This window comes from Bdellovibrio sp. MYbb2 (genome assembly GCF_056175685.1).
On record NZ_JBJKJI010000001.1, the window covers coordinates 1,897,273 to 1,914,265 of the forward strand.

The 16,993-nt window shown below is 40.8% G+C and carries 21 protein-coding genes; 20 read left to right on the forward strand and 1 reads right to left on the reverse strand.

Annotated elements, in window-relative coordinates:
- Positions 1 to 2 precede the first annotated feature (2 nt).
- From AC04MQ_RS09180 to AC04MQ_RS09245, 14 genes are all read left to right on the forward strand, one after another.
- Complete coding sequence (locus AC04MQ_RS09180) at positions 3 to 290, forward strand: hypothetical protein (protein ID WP_475391911.1); 288 nt, start codon at positions 3 to 5, stop codon at positions 288 to 290.
- Positions 287 to 571 carry a hypothetical protein gene (locus AC04MQ_RS09185; protein ID WP_475391912.1) on the forward strand — a complete coding sequence of 95 codons (285 nt, stop codon included), beginning with the start codon at positions 287 to 289 and terminating at the stop codon, positions 569 to 571. Before AC04MQ_RS09180 ends, AC04MQ_RS09185 begins: the two co-directional genes overlap by 4 nt.
- Complete coding sequence (locus AC04MQ_RS09190; RefSeq protein WP_475391913.1) at positions 543 to 2,696, forward strand: TraG/VirB4 family ATPase; 2,154 nt, start codon at positions 543 to 545, stop codon at positions 2,694 to 2,696. The genes AC04MQ_RS09185 and AC04MQ_RS09190 overlap by 29 nt, the downstream gene beginning before the upstream one ends.
- The gene (locus AC04MQ_RS09195) at positions 2,678 to 3,238 is read left to right on the forward strand and encodes a hypothetical protein (protein ID WP_475391914.1); all 561 of its coding nucleotides are present in this window, start codon (positions 2,678 to 2,680) and stop codon (positions 3,236 to 3,238) included. The genes AC04MQ_RS09190 and AC04MQ_RS09195 overlap by 19 nt, the downstream gene beginning before the upstream one ends.
- On the forward strand, positions 3,225 to 4,166 hold the full coding sequence (locus AC04MQ_RS09200; RefSeq protein ID WP_475391915.1) for a hypothetical protein: 942 nt from the start codon (positions 3,225 to 3,227) through the stop codon (positions 4,164 to 4,166). Before AC04MQ_RS09195 ends, AC04MQ_RS09200 begins: the two co-directional genes overlap by 14 nt.
- Positions 4,132 to 4,698: a hypothetical protein gene (locus AC04MQ_RS09205; RefSeq protein WP_475391916.1), complete on the forward strand. Its 567-nt coding sequence runs from the start codon at positions 4,132 to 4,134 to the stop codon at positions 4,696 to 4,698. The genes AC04MQ_RS09200 and AC04MQ_RS09205 overlap by 35 nt, the downstream gene beginning before the upstream one ends.
- Positions 4,673 to 5,143 carry a hypothetical protein gene (locus AC04MQ_RS09210; protein WP_475391917.1) on the forward strand — a complete coding sequence of 157 codons (471 nt, stop codon included), beginning with the start codon at positions 4,673 to 4,675 and terminating at the stop codon, positions 5,141 to 5,143. The genes AC04MQ_RS09205 and AC04MQ_RS09210 overlap by 26 nt, the downstream gene beginning before the upstream one ends.
- Positions 5,140 to 5,934, forward strand: a complete 795-nt coding sequence (locus AC04MQ_RS09215; RefSeq protein WP_475391918.1) for a TraB/TrbI/VirB10 family type IV secretion system protein — start codon at positions 5,140 to 5,142, stop codon at positions 5,932 to 5,934. The genes AC04MQ_RS09210 and AC04MQ_RS09215 overlap by 4 nt, the downstream gene beginning before the upstream one ends.
- A gap of 36 nt (positions 5,935 to 5,970) precedes the next feature.
- Positions 5,971 to 6,330, forward strand: a complete 360-nt coding sequence (locus AC04MQ_RS09220) for a hypothetical protein (RefSeq protein ID WP_475391919.1) — start codon at positions 5,971 to 5,973, stop codon at positions 6,328 to 6,330.
- A 60-nt stretch (positions 6,331 to 6,390) separates the two neighbouring features.
- A complete protein-coding gene (locus tag AC04MQ_RS09225) occupies positions 6,391 to 6,663 on the forward strand; it encodes a helix-turn-helix domain-containing protein (protein WP_475391920.1) in 273 nt (90 codons plus the stop codon).
- A complete protein-coding gene (locus tag AC04MQ_RS09230) occupies positions 6,654 to 7,829 on the forward strand; it encodes a tyrosine-type recombinase/integrase (RefSeq protein ID WP_475391921.1) in 1,176 nt (391 codons plus the stop codon). The genes AC04MQ_RS09225 and AC04MQ_RS09230 overlap by 10 nt, the downstream gene beginning before the upstream one ends.
- Before the next feature lie 666 nt (positions 7,830 to 8,495).
- Positions 8,496 to 9,254, forward strand: a complete 759-nt coding sequence (locus AC04MQ_RS09235) for a hypothetical protein (protein ID WP_475391922.1) — start codon at positions 8,496 to 8,498, stop codon at positions 9,252 to 9,254.
- Between the two features lie 13 nt (positions 9,255 to 9,267).
- Positions 9,268 to 10,578, forward strand: coding sequence for a type IV secretory system conjugative DNA transfer family protein (locus tag AC04MQ_RS09240; RefSeq protein WP_475391923.1), 1,311 nt, complete (start codon positions 9,268 to 9,270; stop codon positions 10,576 to 10,578).
- A 250-nt stretch (positions 10,579 to 10,828) separates the two neighbouring features.
- Entirely contained in the window at positions 10,829 to 11,077 is a 249-nt protein-coding gene (locus tag AC04MQ_RS09245) for a hypothetical protein (protein WP_475391924.1), read from the forward strand.
- A gap of 98 nt (positions 11,078 to 11,175) precedes the next feature.
- Here AC04MQ_RS09245 and dgt read toward each other — a convergent pair whose 3' ends face one another.
- Positions 11,176 to 12,546, reverse strand: a complete 1,371-nt coding sequence (dgt, locus tag AC04MQ_RS09250; protein ID WP_475391925.1) for a dGTP triphosphohydrolase — start codon at positions 12,544 to 12,546, stop codon at positions 11,176 to 11,178.
- A gap of 226 nt (positions 12,547 to 12,772) precedes the next feature.
- Here dgt and AC04MQ_RS09255 point away from each other — a divergent pair, with 226 nt between their 5' ends.
- The 6 genes from AC04MQ_RS09255 to AC04MQ_RS09280 all read left to right on the forward strand — a co-directional run bounded on the left by AC04MQ_RS09255 (position 12,773) and on the right by AC04MQ_RS09280 (position 16,912).
- Positions 12,773 to 13,627: a type IV toxin-antitoxin system AbiEi family antitoxin domain-containing protein gene (locus AC04MQ_RS09255; RefSeq protein WP_475391926.1), complete on the forward strand. Its 855-nt coding sequence runs from the start codon at positions 12,773 to 12,775 to the stop codon at positions 13,625 to 13,627.
- Position 13,628: 1 nt separating this feature from the next.
- The gene (locus AC04MQ_RS09260; RefSeq protein ID WP_475391927.1) at positions 13,629 to 14,462 is read left to right on the forward strand and encodes a nucleotidyl transferase AbiEii/AbiGii toxin family protein; all 834 of its coding nucleotides are present in this window, start codon (positions 13,629 to 13,631) and stop codon (positions 14,460 to 14,462) included.
- On the forward strand, positions 14,459 to 14,659 hold the full coding sequence (locus tag AC04MQ_RS09265; RefSeq protein WP_475391928.1) for a hypothetical protein: 201 nt from the start codon (positions 14,459 to 14,461) through the stop codon (positions 14,657 to 14,659). The genes AC04MQ_RS09260 and AC04MQ_RS09265 overlap by 4 nt, the downstream gene beginning before the upstream one ends.
- Positions 14,660 to 14,799: 140 nt before the next feature.
- On the forward strand, positions 14,800 to 15,201 hold the full coding sequence (locus tag AC04MQ_RS09270; protein WP_475391929.1) for a hypothetical protein: 402 nt from the start codon (positions 14,800 to 14,802) through the stop codon (positions 15,199 to 15,201).
- Positions 15,202 to 15,241: 40 nt separating this feature from the next.
- Complete coding sequence (locus AC04MQ_RS09275; protein ID WP_475391930.1) at positions 15,242 to 15,805, forward strand: hypothetical protein; 564 nt, start codon at positions 15,242 to 15,244, stop codon at positions 15,803 to 15,805.
- Between the two features lie 858 nt (positions 15,806 to 16,663).
- Positions 16,664 to 16,912: a hypothetical protein gene (locus AC04MQ_RS09280; RefSeq protein WP_427720412.1), complete on the forward strand. Its 249-nt coding sequence runs from the start codon at positions 16,664 to 16,666 to the stop codon at positions 16,910 to 16,912.
- Positions 16,913 to 16,993: the final 81 nt, after the last annotated feature.

Here is a 16,993-nt window from a genome sequence, read left to right on the forward strand (position 1 = left end):
ATATGGAAAGAATTATTAGAATTTATAATCTTTGTTTGGCCGCTAGTATTTTAGTTTTATCTAATCCTGCATTCGCTAATCGCTTAGAAGAAGCAGCAATGCGCGGACAGAGCATGGTGATCTCAATCGGACAGGTTACTGCTGTAATTGGTATTGTTTTAGGTGGTATCGCACTTTCTATTGGCATGGCAAATGTCGGAAAGATGGTTCTAATGAGCGGAATTATCGGGGCTGCGGCAACATTCGGTGGACCAGCAATTATTGACGTCGTGAAGGAGATTTTTCGATGAGAGAACGTAAAACATCACGCGTCCTTAACGACGAATCTTATTTTTTGGGTCTCTCATACACAGACATTTCAGGAGCTGGAGTTTTTCTTTTAGGGCTTATGCTTTTGTTCAAGGCCTTTGAAATTAAAAGCACGATCTGGGCACTATTGATTTCAATCGGTGTTTTAGGGCTGTTAGTGCCGGTTCGAATGGCTTTTCGTAGAAAAATTATCAGAGATTCATTTCAATATCTTTTTAAAAGCGGAGTGACCAATGTTTCAAAAAATAATCGAAACAAGTAATCTTTCGGATTTATACATTCATACTTTAGAAAATGGAACGCTCAGTGCAGGTTTTGAAATTGATCTATTTGATGAAGAAGTATTTGGTCTTGATAGCGCAGAGCAAATGCTGCAAAGCCTTTTACGTGATCTTCCGCAAGGTCGCACACTTCGTATCTATTTAAAATCGGAATTTTCAGCCACTGAAGATAACGACCATTCTCGTCGCGATGCCATTAAAAGCATTGGCTTCATAAAGAACCGTGCTTTTGTTTTTTTAGAAAAGCCTGCGAAATTGGAACTTTCATCTCTATTTAAGCGTGGTCAAGGGCAAGCTCAGAACCTTTTGACTGATTTTAACATTCTTAAAGATAATGGGATCAAAGTTAAGCCGCTTAACAAACAAGATGTCGAATCCATTTTTCCTGAGATTAAAACAGAAGTGAATCACACATTTCAGACTGTTGATCTTGGCTCAAGTGTTGTCAGTATTTTACGACTGACAAAACAATCTGAATTTGGAATGGATCTATCAACTTTAAGCCATGTAAAGGACAGCTTGCCGCTTCCGTATATGATTTGTTGTTCGATTCAGGCAGTTCCACAGACAGAGGCAGAGACTTTCCTTCGCCGTAGATCTAAACAAAATGCTCAAGTCTCAGATCTAAATGAAAATAGAAAGTTCGCGGAAGCCCAAACGGATTTAGAAGATATCTCTCTAAATGGATCAAAACTATTTCGATTTGAATGGCAATGTTTGATCGAAAGAACTTCAGAAGATCTATTAAGAGCTGATCGTGACGAAGTTAAGCGCAAGTTAGACCCGATTGGTGAAATCTATATCGAAAGCGTAGGTGCTCTTAAAAGTCTTAGAAGTTTTTATCCAGGAGAAGAACCTCATTTTACGCTCTTAGAGAAAGACTCGACGCTAGTGACATATATGCCGTTGGTAAGTCGCGGTGATTCAAAATCTACTCAAAACGTAATGAAAAGATCATTGGCATTACATCGTAAAGATGAGTCTTTAACGTACATAAATATTTTTGATCCAAGTTATGAGTCATTTTCTTGGTGCATTTTTGGAAGGCCTGGAACTGGAAAATCTGTCCTCACAAATGCAATCACTAGAGCACTTGCTTATGATTCAGAAGTGAGAGTTATTAAGATTGACGTAGGAGGTAGTCATTCCAGAGAAACTGAAATTTTGGGTGGTGTTGAGAAAACTCTTACATTAAATGAACCTACCGGAATCAATCCATTCAATGTCATTGAAGAGTTAGGTGCAACCAAGGAAGCAGTGCAGATTTTAGCTGCATTTATGGAAGTATTAATTCTTGAAGAGGGCGAAGTAAAGCTTTCGAAAACTATGAAGTCTGATCTTGAAAGGGCTATCCTGTCCTATGCTGAGTCAAATACTCAGGATCTTTCGCTAAATGATTTTTATGAAGAAATGACTTCTGCTTTACCTAGAAAAGAACTGTTTCAGCGTTGGGTTGGAAATGGTGTTTACGGTAATGCCTTTGCTCCAACTGAAGCTGGGATGATCGAGTTAAACAAATCACTGACATATTTTAACTTTTCAAAGATCTCGCAGGCGCTAGACCCAGATTACGCACAAGGTGGCCTTGCTGCTGTGATGGCGCAGTTCAATCTAGAAATGCTGAAGAAGTCTGAACATAAAAAGAAAATAGTTTTTATCGCGGATGAAACTCCATTTTTTATCAAGAAATGTTTTTCGTTTTTTAATCTATCAATCGCTAATGTTCGTAAAGAAGGCCATGGATTTATCACGGTAGCCCAAAAATCAGCTCATGTGGTGATTGATGGGGATACTGGTATTTTGGATAACTCACCAAATAGAATCTACTTTTCTGCAGATGGTGATGACGAATCATTCATTGCGAGAAATCAGCTTACTAGAAGTTCGATTGAAAATATTAAAGTTTTGCGTCGTCAGCAAGGTGAGTTCTCTGAGTGCTACTTTAAAGATACTCACGGAGAACGAGTCTTAAAAATACGTCTAAATGGTCAAGAGTATTGGCAGTACACCTCAAAAGACGAAGACCGTAGAAAGTTTCACGAATTAAAAGCAGCTTGTCCGAGTTTATCGCTTAAGGAGATCGTTCAATGCCTGTCTTTATCTTAGTTTTCTTTTTCTCAATTCCTAGTCATGCGTTTTTAGACTTTATTGGCGATCAGGCAAAGAAAGCAGTTGAGCTTGCAGCTTATGTTGATGCTGCGGCCGAATTGTCATCTGAAATTGCTCCTGATAAGGATTTAGAAAATGGAGCTAAAGATATTCAGAAGCGTGCCGAAATTCTACGTTCAGAATCATCAAATGCTCGATACATTTCAAGAAGTACACAGAGTGTTTTAAAAGGCCCGGATTGGTCTTCTCGCAGACTAGAGACTAATATTCGTTCAACCACAGACTATATACGAAGACTTAAACGTCTGTTGGTTCGCGCCGTAGCTCTTGGTACTGACGGAACTATCGCTCTTAACACCACAGAAACAAACGTGGCATTAAATGAAGTTCAGAAGAACCAGCAAGCAATGATTATGCAAAATGCTGATGCTCAGTTGCGCTCGATGGAAAAAGAAAATGAAGAATCTCGTCAGTGGACAGCGTTTTCAGAAAAGCAACGTAAGATAAGAAATCAAGAGGCACCTCGTGGAAAACTATAGTGAACTGCATGGTGTGTGTATTCAGGTGTTTGAAGCGGTATCAAAAACAACATCTATTTTTATTTTACCACTTTTCATGGTCCGCATTGTTTTTTCAAATTTAGCCGGAGAAGGTAATAAAGCATTTCAGGCAATTAAGGGTGTGTTAATTTATTTTACGCTGTTAGCTGCATTTCCTATGATTATAGACATTCTATTTTCGATCCCTGAATCCTATTTGCCTAAATATGCGGGACTGGCTTCCTTTTCCGAAAACTCTCCAGATTGGAACTCAACAAGTATAATTCCGTTTGCTGTGGATCGAGTTCTAGAGGTTGTTCTAGCTGGTCTTTATTGGATTGCGTATTACCTACATATCTTTTTTATGATTGCGATGTGTTCTATGGCGCCAGTGGTTTTTCTATCAAGCACACTGCTTGGATTTGGAATGGGCTTAGAAATATTTTTAGGACTTTTAGTTGTAGGAAGTTCGTGGCCAATAATCTGGTATGGATTCGATCAAGTTCACGCAAGTTTATCAACCGCTCAATCAGATGAATTTGGTTCGAAATGTTTAGAACTTCTTCTGACTCTATTTAAAGGAATTACGCCAGTCGCATTTGCAAGTTTGGCAGTGAAAAGTCCAGCAGGACAAGCGGTTTCAAAAGCTGCTCAAGTGGGTATTTCTGCTGGAAAATGGATGGCAATGAAAGCCATTCCAGCAGCCTCGATACCTGCGAAAATACTTGATCGCAGTAAAGAATCTAGACAAAGAAAATTTGAAGATCGTCAAAGAGCTTTCTTTCCAGGAAACGGATTAAGTTCTCAAAATGGAAAAGATCCTAATGGCAAATCAGATAGATTGTCTAAAGCAAAATATTATTCAAATTCATTTCAAAAGAAAGGACAAGTAAATGAAAATTCACGCTCAAGAGATATTCAAGCGTAATATCCAATTTATTCTATTTATAACGATGGCGGTGGTTTGTACGCTATCAGCATCACTCAGTTTGAAAGCGATGAGCAAATCAAGTAAGCCGATCATTATCGGTATAGATTCAAACGGCACACGAATCGTGAGTGAGGCAAGTGATCCAATTTATAAAACAGAAGCTATCGCATTTATACAAAAATTCTTCTTCAATGCTTATAACTTTGATTCTAGAAATTTCTTTAAGAGACTAGGTTTTGCTACAACCATGATGAGTGAAGACCTTTGGAAGAAAAAGGAATCAGAAATCATTGATCTTAAATCTAAAGTTGAGAGAGATGGCATTGCACTTTCGGGAGAAGTTTTAAAACTTACTCGTGATGAAGACAATACGTATCGTGGTCTCGTACAAATCAAAGAAAAAACAAGGCTCAACGAGCAGGATCATAAAGTTGTAGTTTCATTAACATTAAAGTCAGTTCCTCGAACTGCTGAAAATCCATTCGGATTAGAGGTTGATTCTTATGAAGAATCTGTTGTTCGCGATTAATTTACTTTCATTACCGGCTTTTGCTCAAGAACGTATTCAATCTATGCGATTCGACAAAAGCCAAGTGCAACGTATCTACTTAGCTCCAGGTTTAGGGTCGATTGTGCTCTTTCCGTGTGGTTTACAAGAGGTTTTTATTGGACGTGGTGAAGATTTAAAAGCTCAGATATCGCCCAATGATAAAAGGACGCTATTTCTTAATTTGAAACTAAACTCATCGCTTCCTACAAATGTAATTGTTAAATGCACACCAGAGAAAAGTATCTTCGTTTTTGATGTGATTCCAAGTCGAACTAGGCATCAAGATTTAGTTGAAATTCGGTCTTCATACGGAAGACCAAATCTTATAGGCGGGCAACGTCTTGAACAAATCAGTCAAACAAAGACCGTTAATCGTTTGATCGTAAAATCGCCTGTTTTAATGGAAAACGGAGGGCGAAAATGATTTTTCTTCTTTTAAGCACACTTGCTTTCGCCGGAGATATTCAAGGAGAAGAAATTTGGACTGCTCCTGTAACTACAAAGACTGAGCATGAAGTTGTTATACCGACCGTGAAAAAGATAGTTACGAAGAAAAAAGTTAACTCAGGAAATGGTAGCCACGTGTCGGCAAACATTCCAAGTGAATACCTTTCTATTCATCGTGAATCTAATAACTCAGAGTTAATACAACCACCAAAAGGTTCAAGTGAAGTTTTCCGAGGAATAAAGATAGGAGATATTTTGGAAGTTAGAGTTCCACATTCAGTTGTAGCATTTCCCGACGAGAAAGCCCCTGTAGTTGGTACGGCTGAAAGCGGTCAACTTTCTGGGTTTCGATTTATTGGTGAAAGTTATTTAGAGAAGAACACAAAACGTATTTTTATCAATATTTCTAGAATTGTAATTGGTCAGCAAATCTACGAGGTCAAAGGTGTCGGTGTATCGAGTGAAGGGCAACCTGGCCTTACGGGTGAGTATCACTCTCGTGAAGCTGAATATTTCGCTGGTGATTTTATTGCAAGTTTTGCTGCTGGGTACTTTGATGGACTAGTTCCTAGAAGAACGAATGTATTTGGACAACTTGAAACGGACTCATCGGTCGATAATGCGGTTAAAAAGGGTCTAGCAAGTGGAGCGCTGAGTACAGCTGACAGGTTTCGTGAAAAATTAAAAAAGGTTCCTGAGTTCTCAGAACTTAAAGGTCCATTCAATTTAAAAATATTAATTTTAGAACAAGCAAAAACAACAAATTAAACGGCAGACGGAATCTGCCACCAATAGGAGGTATTAATGGAAGATTCTAAACCCGTCGATAAAGCATCTAAAGATAAAACATCAACAACGGTTAAAAGAAAAAATGTACTAAAGAAGCTGGATCTTGAATCGGCAAAGCTTTTGGCGTCTTTAAAAGATAAGGCGAATAAAAAGAATTACGGTCGTAAAATTAAAGATGCAGAAATTATTTGCAAAGCTCTGGGACTTGTTGAATCTCAGCATATTCAAGAACTTCAAGAAACGACATTAAGTGAAAAAGACCGTCTTCACATTGCACATGACGATTTTCAAAAAAAGAACGGTAAAATTTCTCTCGATCAGTTCATTGGCAAATTATTAAAAGGTCAAATTAACCAGCAGCAGGCGCCCATCTAGTGGCTATGCCGCATAAACTGCTTATGGGTTCAAAAAAATATTGAACCCGTGGAGGATAACATGGATATAATGAACCCAGCTTTCGTTCTACCCTTAGAAATTCAAAAACAAGAGGATGAGCTTAAGATTCGCTCTTTGACAATTAAACGATGGCTCAGAACCGAAGAAGTGGCTCTTTACTTGGGAACAACAGTTGGTGCAATTCGTGTGATGGTTCACCGAGGTCAACTTAACCCTAAGAAGTATTGCGGTCGCAATTACTTCAGCCGTACAGATATTGATGGGCTTATTGAAACTTCCGAAACTAAAAAAAGGAGATTTCAATGGCGATAAGACAAAAATTAAATTCTGAAGGCAAGACCACTTATGAGGTATCAATAAATTTAAGAAGTAAAATATATCCTGATCTTCGAGTCCAAAAAATGAGGACTCTAATCAAGACTTTAAAAGAAGCACAAACAATCGAAAGAACTATCCTTCGAGAGTGTGCAGCTGAATTGGCTCGAAAGGAAGGATCTGAAACTACGTGGGATGATCTCCTAGAACAATGGGAATTAGCTCACAGGTTTCAACATGATAGTGCTGTAGAAATTCAGGCAGACACAGTTCGAGAGATGACTTCATTTTTACGAAGATGGACAAACTCTTGGATGAAGCGTGAATGTCATGAAATTAGACCTGGCGATGTAAGACAAGTTATTCAAGAACTTGATAACCAAGATTACTCGCACAGTCGCAAACGGGCATTTAGAACAGCCGTAAACGTTGTTTTTAAATGGGGGATTGCCGAAGGTAAAATTCGATCAATTCATCATTCACCAGCGTATGGGCTTGAACTAAAGAAGACTCGCGATGAAAAGCCGCCTTTGATTTTATCCTTGGCTGAAATTCACAAACTTTTGGAATCAGCAAAAGCAATGGATCACGAATGGTACTATGTATGGGCGATGGCCTTAAATACGGGTATGCGTTCAGGCGAACTTTACTCACTGGAATGGAATGACATCGACTGGGATAGTAAACTCATCACTGTGTCGAAGTCCTACAACGGTCGCTTAAAGGCGGTTAAATCCACGAAGGCCGGGTACTGGCGTAAGGTTCCATTTAATTCAGATACTGAAGAATTGCTGAAAGAACTACGAGTTCGCGCTCAAGGTTCTCACGTACTTCCACGTATTAATAAATGGCGCCGAGGCGAAGCTGCGAAAGTAATTAGAGAATTCTGTGAAGGGATCGGGATTAACTCGGTTAGCTTTCATGCTCTAAGAGCTTGCTTTGCAACGCACTTGCTAAACGCTGGCGTGACAAGTCCGGTAGTTAAAAAGATTTGCGGTTGGACTGAAGAGAAGGTCATGAACCGTTACATCCGACTAGCGGGTATCGACGTGGCAGGGGCAACAGAGAACTTAGGATTTATCAGGCAGGTAGATAACACACCGAAGATGGTGGTTAATCTACATTCTTACAGACCTATGCGAGGCACTAAAACTAATGAATAAACATTTCGAGAGTCATCATTTAATCTGGCTATGCGGGCTGGAAAAGGCGTCTAAGGTATTGATTTCATTCAATTGCCGAAGATCACCCCATTTTTCCCTTCTCAAAAAATAAGCAAAAACCTAAGTATCAGAAACAACGTAGAACCTGCTCAGACAGGCGTAGATACGCTATTTTCGATCCTAGGGACTGCGGGGGACACTGGGGGACCATGGTTGGCTACTTTTGGCTACCATTTGGCTACCACTTTTCCACATCCCTACAAGGCTCTTCTTTTTTCAAATTTTTTGCATTTTCCATGCAGAAATAAGCCCATCTTGTCGTCCATCAAAACCCCCATCCACCGCGATGGGAGTTTTGTGGATTCTAGCCGCTCCCTTGCCAGCTTTTTCAGCACCTTAGGCGCTGGGGCGACCTGCTTTATCTTGCTGACCACCCACTCCCAACGTGTTGAGAGCAGGTGGTCAGCAAGGCAGGTCACCCATTACTTAAGTAACAAAAAGCTGGCAAGGGAGCTCATTTTCCTAGTTGGGAGAGGTTGTTTTTAGTTTTGAGAATAACAACAAGATGGAGGGGAGGAGGTTTACCTCGGCCACTTCATCTTTCATCAGTTCGACTTTGTTGTTGGTTTGTGTTTTCAAATCAAAAAGTCGGCGAAGGGAAAGAGTATGCAGACTGCTTATAGTTTTTTTGATTTGCCGTATGTTGTGCAAAAAGTTACTCCGCAAAAGGGATACAGGTTCACGGATCGAGAGTTGGATGTTCTGGAGTTCGTTTTAGAAATGAAATTTTCTACACTCGAAGATTTGCACGCGAAGTTTTTTAAAGTTACCAAGCTTGGGACTGTTAGTAACTCGCTGATCTGGGCAAGGCAGCGAGTCCATAAATTAGTAAAATCTGAAATGCTTCAGATTTTAACCGAAGTGTGCGCAAGACCGCTGTATGTGATCACTCAAAAAGGTTACTTGTTCTTGCGAAACTCTCGTTCGCAGAAAAACTATTGTCGTCCTCTGTTGGATGTCGATGGTCGCTTTTTTGATCATGACCAGCGTGTGGCGCAGATTCGGATCGCTCTTGAAAATTCTGACGTTGTTAAAGAATGGATTTCTGAAAGGCAGCTTTCTGAAATTGAAGAGTATCGAAAGTATTTGCCGACGGAGTTTCGTCCCGACGCCATCTATGTCACTCCAGAAGGTAAAAGAGTTGCCTTCGAGCTTGAGATCGCACGTAAAACTAAAGAGCGCTATCAGCAAAAGGTGAGGCGATACATTCACATGATGACAGTGGCTCCAGATGTTGAACGGCTCTTCGAGGAGGTCCACTATGTTTGTGAAAAGGAAACTGTTCGAAATCTGATTCAAGACCATACTCAACTTTTTCAGCCGCTTTTTCGTTTTAGCATGAGCAACGAAGTTCTAGGCGAGTAGGGAGGTTTTGAGTATGGAACAAGTAAAGAACTTATTTATGAGAAATTCGTCTACGGCCCAGGATCGTGTTGTTCTGGGGAAGGTGTCGGGATCTATGTGGCGAAAGGAAGAGTTAACTGAAGGACAGTTGAACCACCACGTTCACGTTGTTGGGGCTTCTGGTTATGGGAAGACGGTTTTGCTTTCCCATATTATCAAGCAACGAATCCAACAGGGGAAAGGTTTGCTCTTTATTGATTTGAAATCAGATGTGGAGACTTTGCTGAAGTTTTCAAAGCATGTGGCGGAAGCTAACCGTATTGACGATCTGATGATTTTTTCTCTGACTGAAAAGCAAATGTCTTTGTCTTACAATTTGATCGAGGGCGGCACTGCCACGCAACTTCGTGATCGGATAATCAATAGCCTGAATTGGTCTGAAGAGTATTACAAAAACCAGTCTTCGAGCTTTATCTTGAAATTGATGATTTTGCTCTGCTGGATTCGTGACAATAAACAAGAGCGTTTCCATTTGGGTACTGTTTTGGAGTGCGCGAGTAATCCAGCGAAGATCATTGAGGTCGGTAATAAGGTCCCCATGAACGAAACGAAGTTAAAACTTTATGCTCAGAACTTGAAAGAGTTCTTGGATGCAAAAGAGCACTTCAATTCTTTGCAGGGGTTACGAACGCAGTTGGAAAGTATTGTTCTGTCTGACTTTGGGGAGTTGGTTACTTCAGAGATTCCAGGTATAAACTTATTTGAGGCCTATACCCAATCTAAGATCATTTTTTTGTTTCTGGATTCCCGCCGGTATGGCGAAACCGCCAAGGCATTAGGTCGCTTTATCTTGCAGGATTTAAAATCTGTTTCGGCGAGAGTTGACGGTGAGGTTCCAAAAGAACAACGAAAGCCCTTTTCGGTGATCATCGATGAGTTCGCGGATTTAGCTCAGGAGGATTTCATTGGTTTCCTCGACCGCGCCCGCAGTAGTCGGATGTCGGTGGTGGTGGCGCACCAAGAGATTTGCGATTTACAGCGTATTAGCCCCGAGTTTGCAGGCCGGCTTATGGGAAACACCTCAACCGTGTATTCGTTCCTCCAGAAGCGTCCGGAGAGCGCAGAAATCATCTCCGGCATGGCGGGGACCCGGACTGTCTGGAAGCAGACTCGGCAGACTGAACGATTTGGGTTCTTTGATGTGGATTCTGGCGGCGGGAGTCGGCGTGAGGTGGAGGAGTTTTGCATTCACCCGAATACCATCAAGTCATTGAGAGTGGGGAAATGTGTTTGTATTAAAAAATATCCGGAAGCCCGGGCATATCTGGTGAATGTAGCTTTCTAAGAGACTTTGGAGGCGAATGTGATGACGCTGATTATCATTAAGAAAATTAGCGCGAGGATGCCTTTTTTTGTGGAGTACAGGGCTGAATATCGATAGCCTTATCAATAAGGAAACCCTCTGGAATTGCGGCCCAGAGGGCTTTTCAAAATAATAACCACCAAAAGAGGAGGGTATTTGTATTTTGTGTTTGAATATACTTTTCCTCAACCTCTTTTGGAAATCAAACAATTTCCAAGAAAGGAAATGAAATATGGAAAAGTACAAAAATGTACAAGGCAATTCAGCGGTCAGGGCATACCAAATTGGTGCTGATTTTATTAGTGTCAGATTTGATGATTTGAAAGTTTATACCTACACATACAGAAGTGCTGGCTCTCACAGCATCGAGACTATGAAGAAATTGGCGCTTCAAGGTTTCGGTCTGAACAGCTTTATTAATAAGTTTGTTCGAAAAAAGTATGCATCTAAATCACTTGGTGTAAGTGCTCTTGATCTCTAGCTTGACCGGCAAAAAATTGCACAGGGTTCGTGTTTCGCGAAACCTGTGTACTTAGGCGTTATCGTTCTGGTGGGAATGAATTCCTTATGTATAAATTTTTATGAAGCATTCTTTAGAGCATGAGGGCGGTGGATAGTTTCCCATGTTTTTAAGGCATACTCGTCAGTCATACCAGAAATGAAGTCTAAAACTATTCTCGCTGGAGATGATGATGAATCAGGCTCGTGAGCGCTATGTATATATGCTTGAAAGTCAGATGGCATTACTTTGAAGATATCAGAGTCTTTATAGTTGAATGAGTTTAGCTCTTCTAGCGACGTGAACAACTCAGTTAGCACTTTTTTTGCCATTAAGTTCTGTGAACCTATGTGTGGTTTAACTAGAATGAATTCTTTGTAGCTCTTCTTTTTAAGTTGGTAGAATATTTTTCCGTTCTGATGGCAATTCAGGTAGATTAAATTCGGATCATTTTCACAACTATATTTCTCTGTGAAGTCTTTCAATTGTTTTGGAATGTCATTTTGCTCTGAAATGTCGCTCTCATTGAAAAATCTATCGATATTTTTGAATACTTGAAGGAGTAGGCCTTTGATTAAGTTTGATGTGAAGAGCTGAATTTGTTCAAAATTGCCGTCTTTAAGGTCTACCAGTAGTCCAAACATATTACGTCCTGTCGGTTTAAAAGATGAGTCCAAAACAGGAATATTGACTAAATCTTTTATGTTGGCGTGTTCACGCATCTTTTGAAGATTTAATTCGTTAGCGCTGTATCGTAAATAGTCGGTGAGGTCTGCAGCGATATATGCGATGTCATCAGCGGCCTCCATAAAAAGACTCGCGGGATGTCGAGCATTGGTCAAATTTAGTTCTGTCAGTAAATTGGACAGAATTCCTTGCTCCGTTTTATAGGCCACTAGCGAGGGAATATTTTTTTTCATAGCGGCGGCAACGAGAGGGCCAGAAGGATCAAACTTTTCATACCAGACGGGATTTAATGCGATTCTAAATACTTGTTTGTTGTCGTCAAATTCTTCGCCGTATTTATTTGATAGAGAATGTAATGTATGCGCACCCGTATGTCCAAATGGAGGATGACCTACATCATGAAGAAGACAAGCCGCGGCCGTAATTTCTTCTAGGTTATTTGAGAACACCAGGTATTGTTGGTTGTTGTCGTTGAATAGCCCATGGTCGTGCATTTTTTTTGAAAAATATCTGGCGATATGTCTGCCGATTTGTGAGGCTTCAATTGAGTGTGTGAGCCGAGTTCTTATGTGATCATTATCGGGAAATGAGTGCACTTGAGTTTTGCCTGAGAGTCTCTTAAAAAAATCGGAGTGTGTTATTTGAGCAAAGTCTCGCTGAAAAGGGCTCCAACAGTATTGGCTTGCAGTTTTTAAGATTTTGCTCGGTTCTTTGGCTTTTATTGGTCGCATCCATGATGCGATTTTTCCACTTTTAGACTTCACATTTCCTCCTGGCTGAAGGTCTTATCGGAATAGTCAGGCTATTGTTTATAGATGGGTCTTGAAATTTAAAAGGTGTATAAGCATATGATAATACCTATGAATTTAGATTATTTATAAAATTATAAGTTATATCTAAAAATATCCGATAAGATGGGGTATAATTGGATATAAGTAATAATTTTGATTATATTTTATACCTGTTTTTAGGATTAATTAAGGGGTATTTGTGGATATAAATACTAATTTAACAAAGAGCATAGGTCCGAAGTCAGCCAACTTTATTTTGTCTCTCTACGACCAGGGCAGGAGCATCTTCACTAATGATGATGCGTCGGAGATTTTAGGGATGGAACCGAAGTCTCTTAATAAGTTCCTTAGTCCTCTCGTTAAAAAAGGAATTCTGAACCGTCTTATCCCAGGTCTGTACACGATTGTTCCATTTGAGATGGGCACAGCTACCGAATATATGGGAAACCCCTATGTGGTCGCCAGAGAGATTGTTCGGCGCAAACAAAAGGCACAAGAGCCTCAGTATTTTATTTCCCATGCCTCGGCTTTTGAGTTGTATCAGATGGTCACTCAGCCGCACATGGACGTCTATGTGACAACAACGAAGCAAGTTAAAGAAAAGATCAGCATACAAGGGACCGAGTTTCACTTTGTCACCTGCAAAAAAGGGGACTTCTTTGGCTTTAAAAAGCATTGGGTCACTAAAACTGATTCCGTATTAGTGAGTGACTTAGAAAGAACAATTATTGATGGTTTAAAGATCCCTGAGTACTGTGGCGGAATGCCTGAGGTCGCAAAAGGTCTTTGGATAAAAAGAAAGGAACTCAACGTGGATAGACTTTGTGAATACGCGGAGAAAATAAATAGCGGCGCTATTTATCGCCGTCTAGGATATTTGCTTGAAGTTTATAAATTAGGAACGACAGAAGAAATTGAACGCTTACAAAAAAAATTGACTGACTCCTATCTGCTTTTTGATCCAACGCAAGTTGATGAGGGGAAGTACAACTCTAGATGGAGGCTTCGCCTAAATGTCTCTGAAGCAGAACTGTTGTCTTTAGTGAGGACGTAACATGATTGAACAAAAGAAAATTTCCCAAATCTCAAATAAGCTTTTCAAACAAGGCGGCAAGAGAGTTCCTGAGGCCGTTATAGAGAGAGACTATTGTCTTTCGTGGTTTCTTTTTGGTCTTGCACATTCAAAATTCAAGGAGCAACTGATTTTCAAAGGTGGAACGGCTCTTAGAAGGTGTCACTACGAGGAATATAGATTTTCCGAGGACTTGGATTTTTCGCTAAAAGAAGAGATTTCTTTGAAAACGATCCTGTCCGAGTTTTCAAATATTTTCGATTGGACAAAGGAAGCTTCAGGGATCGAATTCGCTCATTTGCGGGAAGATCCTTCTTCTGAAAACACTCATACATTCTATATTACTTATGTTGGCCCTCTTCCAGGCGGACCAAAGGAAGTAAAGGTTGACGTTACATTCCGAGAAAATATCTTAACGCCAATTGAGGATAAAGCGATTATCCGTACTTATGAAGAATACAGCGACTTTCTACTTGAGCCGACGATCAAAGTGTACTCCTTAGAAGAGGTGGCAATTGAGAAGACATGTGCGTTGTTTGCGAGTAATCGCAATGAGCCGCGTGATCTCTATGACATGTACTGTTTGCTAATCGAAAAGGGCTTGAATATTTCCGATCTCATTGGGGATATCGAGACGAAAATGAAGTTTAAAGGATTGTCTTTTGAAGACAGGCGCGGCGAGTTCGAAAAGAAAGAACCTCGCTTGAAAAAGACCTGGGAAAGTCGTTTGTCAAAGCAGATGACTTCTTTGCCGGAGTTCAACGAGGTATTTCGTGAAGTGAAAAGGTCGTTCCGTCAGGCGGGGCTCGTTGGATGAAAACTGAAAAAGAATATCAAGAATGCAAGTCTAGATTGGCAACTGATCTTAAAGAGATTGAAGCTCATGCAGAAAAGATGAGGGCATCTGGCTTGACTGAAGAGCAAATAAAGCTCGCTCTCGATCCGTTGATCTCTTTTGCTTACCAGCTCAAGGAAGAGATCGAGGAGTATGAAAGACTGAAGTGGGGACTATAAGTATCATGAGGCCTCTTTTGCAAATCGGAAGATGCTTGATGGTCTTGGCGTGACCTAATGAAAGAAAATGTGTAGTATTATCAGGCTGTTAGAAGCCGCAAAATTCGTGCTATAGTAGCTCCCCAGAAAAAGGAGCTACTATGAATTCTAAGCCAATTCGCTATCCCCGAAAAATTTCCTTTGGTCTTAATCGCGGGTCGCATCGAGGTCCCTGTGCGTGGGAGATCGAACCAAATCAACAAGAAACTGAGGAGCGCAAGCGGCGTCAGGCTGAACGTGTGCTGGTGTATGGCGAACCCTTGTCGCCTGATCAGGTCGCGGCGGTTATTGGGAACTACCGTCGCAATCTAGAACATATGGCTGCCATAGCAATCGAAACCTCTGAAATCACTTCGATTGCAAAAATCGCTGAGGCTGTTGGAGTTAATGAATCGCAATTAGGTCTATTACTTCGAAGAAATAGTACTGAGCTTAGTTTTGAGGAAATTCTTAAGATCATTACAGCATCTCGATCAGTCGTTGCTTTTGATTTTGGATATTAGCTTGATATACTCAATTTTGTAAGCAGGAAAAGAGGCGGCAGTGAAAGATACAAAAACAAAGCTTGGTCAGGGGTTGTTGAAAGGTCTCAAGGAAGTTGCTGCATTCGATAGCGGAGCAGGGGGCCTTAGATCGACTTATGTCGAAAGATCAAACGTTTCTATTGATTCCCTTCTGAAAGGCATCGGCTGCAATATGATGGCTGAGCCTCCTTTAGATATGTCACCTGAAGAATGTCTTGTCGAGTTGTCTCCGTTTCTTATGCAAGATCCAAAGGCTTTGGTGCTAGCGGTAGGTGCGGTGACTGCCCATGCTCTGGTTTTCAGCCCTGACAGTATTTTGAAATCCATGCAGTCTCAAAAATGTGATCCCAATGTTATTGGGGCTCTGATGATAAAAGCAAGTGAAGAGAGATTTCGAAATGTGATTGAGTTTTGTAGGGAACAGAAGTTTATATCCGCGACACCTGCGAAGACTCTTACACTCGCGCTTAAAATTGGACAAGCCGGGGTCGATCAGGAATTCCAGAGTTTCGGAATTAACATTGCTCAGTTAGATCCTGTCGATGTGAAGAAGATCTCTAAGTCTGAGTTTTTCCGAAAGTGACAAGATTCAACGTCGCAAACTGTCTAAGTTGGACTAGTTTAGAAAAGTGCTTACAGGACTAGATCATTTCTGTGGATGAATTGAGTCAAGGACTCTCTCGGTTAAGAATTTTATTACCACCTAAAAGAACTGTTCGGTTTATCGGAATTTTGATAAGGCAGCTTCTCAACAGTTTCGAAGCTGCCTTTGCGGGTGAGTAGTTTCTATATATGATCGCCATTGGAGATTATACTATTCCAAGTTTTCGGGCTTCTCTGGAGACCATTTTGGGAAGCAATGAGCTACGTAATACTGAAAACTCTGTTTTTGCCGTTTTTTGAGACTAAAATGGGTGCTAAATGGTTGAATATACTTTGCGAACCGACCAGCACCCCAATTTACATCGAGAAAATATTTACGCCATCACTACTTGGGCCCATATAGGGACTTATTACTTTTGTGATGATTTATGGCATATAGCCTTCGCTATATCTTTGTGGCGTTCCGCTCGAGTCTTCTGGCCTTCGTTTCTCGAGTAACCGTTCGATGAATATCCGTCTCGTCCCTAAAATTTACCGATGAGCCCCGGTTCGTACCGTCTCTCATGCAAGTAAGTTTCTTGCTGCAATATTTCACGGTCCACAATATTGGAATTACTCGAATCTGGCTGGATTATGAAGCATTCATCTTTTCATTTGAAAAGAAGATATGTGAGTCGCTATTGTTGGCCACAAAGCTCCCATACAAGAGAACGTGACCTTATTTTGAACCACGAACCTCTCCGCTGATCTACTTTCGATACACTCTCCGTTCTAAAATGCAGCTGTCGCGGCCATCTAGGTCTTGTCCTAGAGCACCTGGAATTCTACAAAATCGACAGTGAACATGCTGGTTAACGTCAAGCAGTCGAAGTTTCGCTATAATGATTTTAAGGATCTGTATAATCTAGGTCGCAGTGGGGAATTGCAGCACGCTGCCTTGAACGCCATGACGAAAGAAGACTTGAGGGCGATGTATCGATTCGTTAAGTCTTTGGGGCCGAGCGCCAATAAGGTTCCAGTCGGCTTACTGCCGGGAGAAGTTCCACGAGGTCCTTACATGGATATGACGGTTGTGATGCCAAAGTAATAGACCGAGGTCTAGAGCGTTTGCACACCCCAAAGTACTCTGACAAAAATCGAATGCAAATCTGGTTTTCGTGCCGTTGAA

What these genes read in the sequence shown, in the direction of transcription:
- AC04MQ_RS09185 (WP_475391912.1), top strand. Translation starts at nt 287, where the DNA reads ATGAGAGAACGTAAAACATCACGCGTCCTTAACGACGAATCTTATTTT.
- AC04MQ_RS09265 (WP_475391928.1), top strand. Translation starts at nt 14,459, where the DNA reads ATGAAAACTGAAAAAGAATATCAAGAATGCAAGTCTAGATTGGCAACT.
- AC04MQ_RS09190 (WP_475391913.1), top strand. Translation starts at nt 543, where the DNA reads ATGTTTCAAAAAATAATCGAAACAAGTAATCTTTCGGATTTATACATT.
- AC04MQ_RS09210 (WP_475391917.1), top strand. Translation starts at nt 4,673, where the DNA reads ATGAAGAATCTGTTGTTCGCGATTAATTTACTTTCATTACCGGCTTTT.
- AC04MQ_RS09205 (WP_475391916.1), top strand. Translation starts at nt 4,132, where the DNA reads ATGAAAATTCACGCTCAAGAGATATTCAAGCGTAATATCCAATTTATT.
- AC04MQ_RS09245 (WP_475391924.1), top strand. Translation starts at nt 10,829, where the DNA reads ATGGAAAAGTACAAAAATGTACAAGGCAATTCAGCGGTCAGGGCATAC.
- AC04MQ_RS09225 (WP_475391920.1), top strand. Translation starts at nt 6,391, where the DNA reads ATGGATATAATGAACCCAGCTTTCGTTCTACCCTTAGAAATTCAAAAA.
- AC04MQ_RS09230 (WP_475391921.1), top strand. Translation starts at nt 6,654, where the DNA reads ATGGCGATAAGACAAAAATTAAATTCTGAAGGCAAGACCACTTATGAG.
- AC04MQ_RS09240 (WP_475391923.1), top strand. Translation starts at nt 9,268, where the DNA reads ATGGAACAAGTAAAGAACTTATTTATGAGAAATTCGTCTACGGCCCAG.
- AC04MQ_RS09235 (WP_475391922.1), top strand. Translation starts at nt 8,496, where the DNA reads ATGCAGACTGCTTATAGTTTTTTTGATTTGCCGTATGTTGTGCAAAAA.
- AC04MQ_RS09180 (WP_475391911.1), top strand. Translation starts at nt 3, where the DNA reads ATGGAAAGAATTATTAGAATTTATAATCTTTGTTTGGCCGCTAGTATT.
- AC04MQ_RS09220 (WP_475391919.1), top strand. Translation starts at nt 5,971, where the DNA reads ATGGAAGATTCTAAACCCGTCGATAAAGCATCTAAAGATAAAACATCA.
- AC04MQ_RS09260 (WP_475391927.1), top strand. Translation starts at nt 13,629, where the DNA reads ATGATTGAACAAAAGAAAATTTCCCAAATCTCAAATAAGCTTTTCAAA.
- AC04MQ_RS09270 (WP_475391929.1), top strand. Translation starts at nt 14,800, where the DNA reads ATGAATTCTAAGCCAATTCGCTATCCCCGAAAAATTTCCTTTGGTCTT.
- AC04MQ_RS09215 (WP_475391918.1), top strand. Translation starts at nt 5,140, where the DNA reads ATGATTTTTCTTCTTTTAAGCACACTTGCTTTCGCCGGAGATATTCAA.
- AC04MQ_RS09195 (WP_475391914.1), top strand. Translation starts at nt 2,678, where the DNA reads ATGCCTGTCTTTATCTTAGTTTTCTTTTTCTCAATTCCTAGTCATGCG.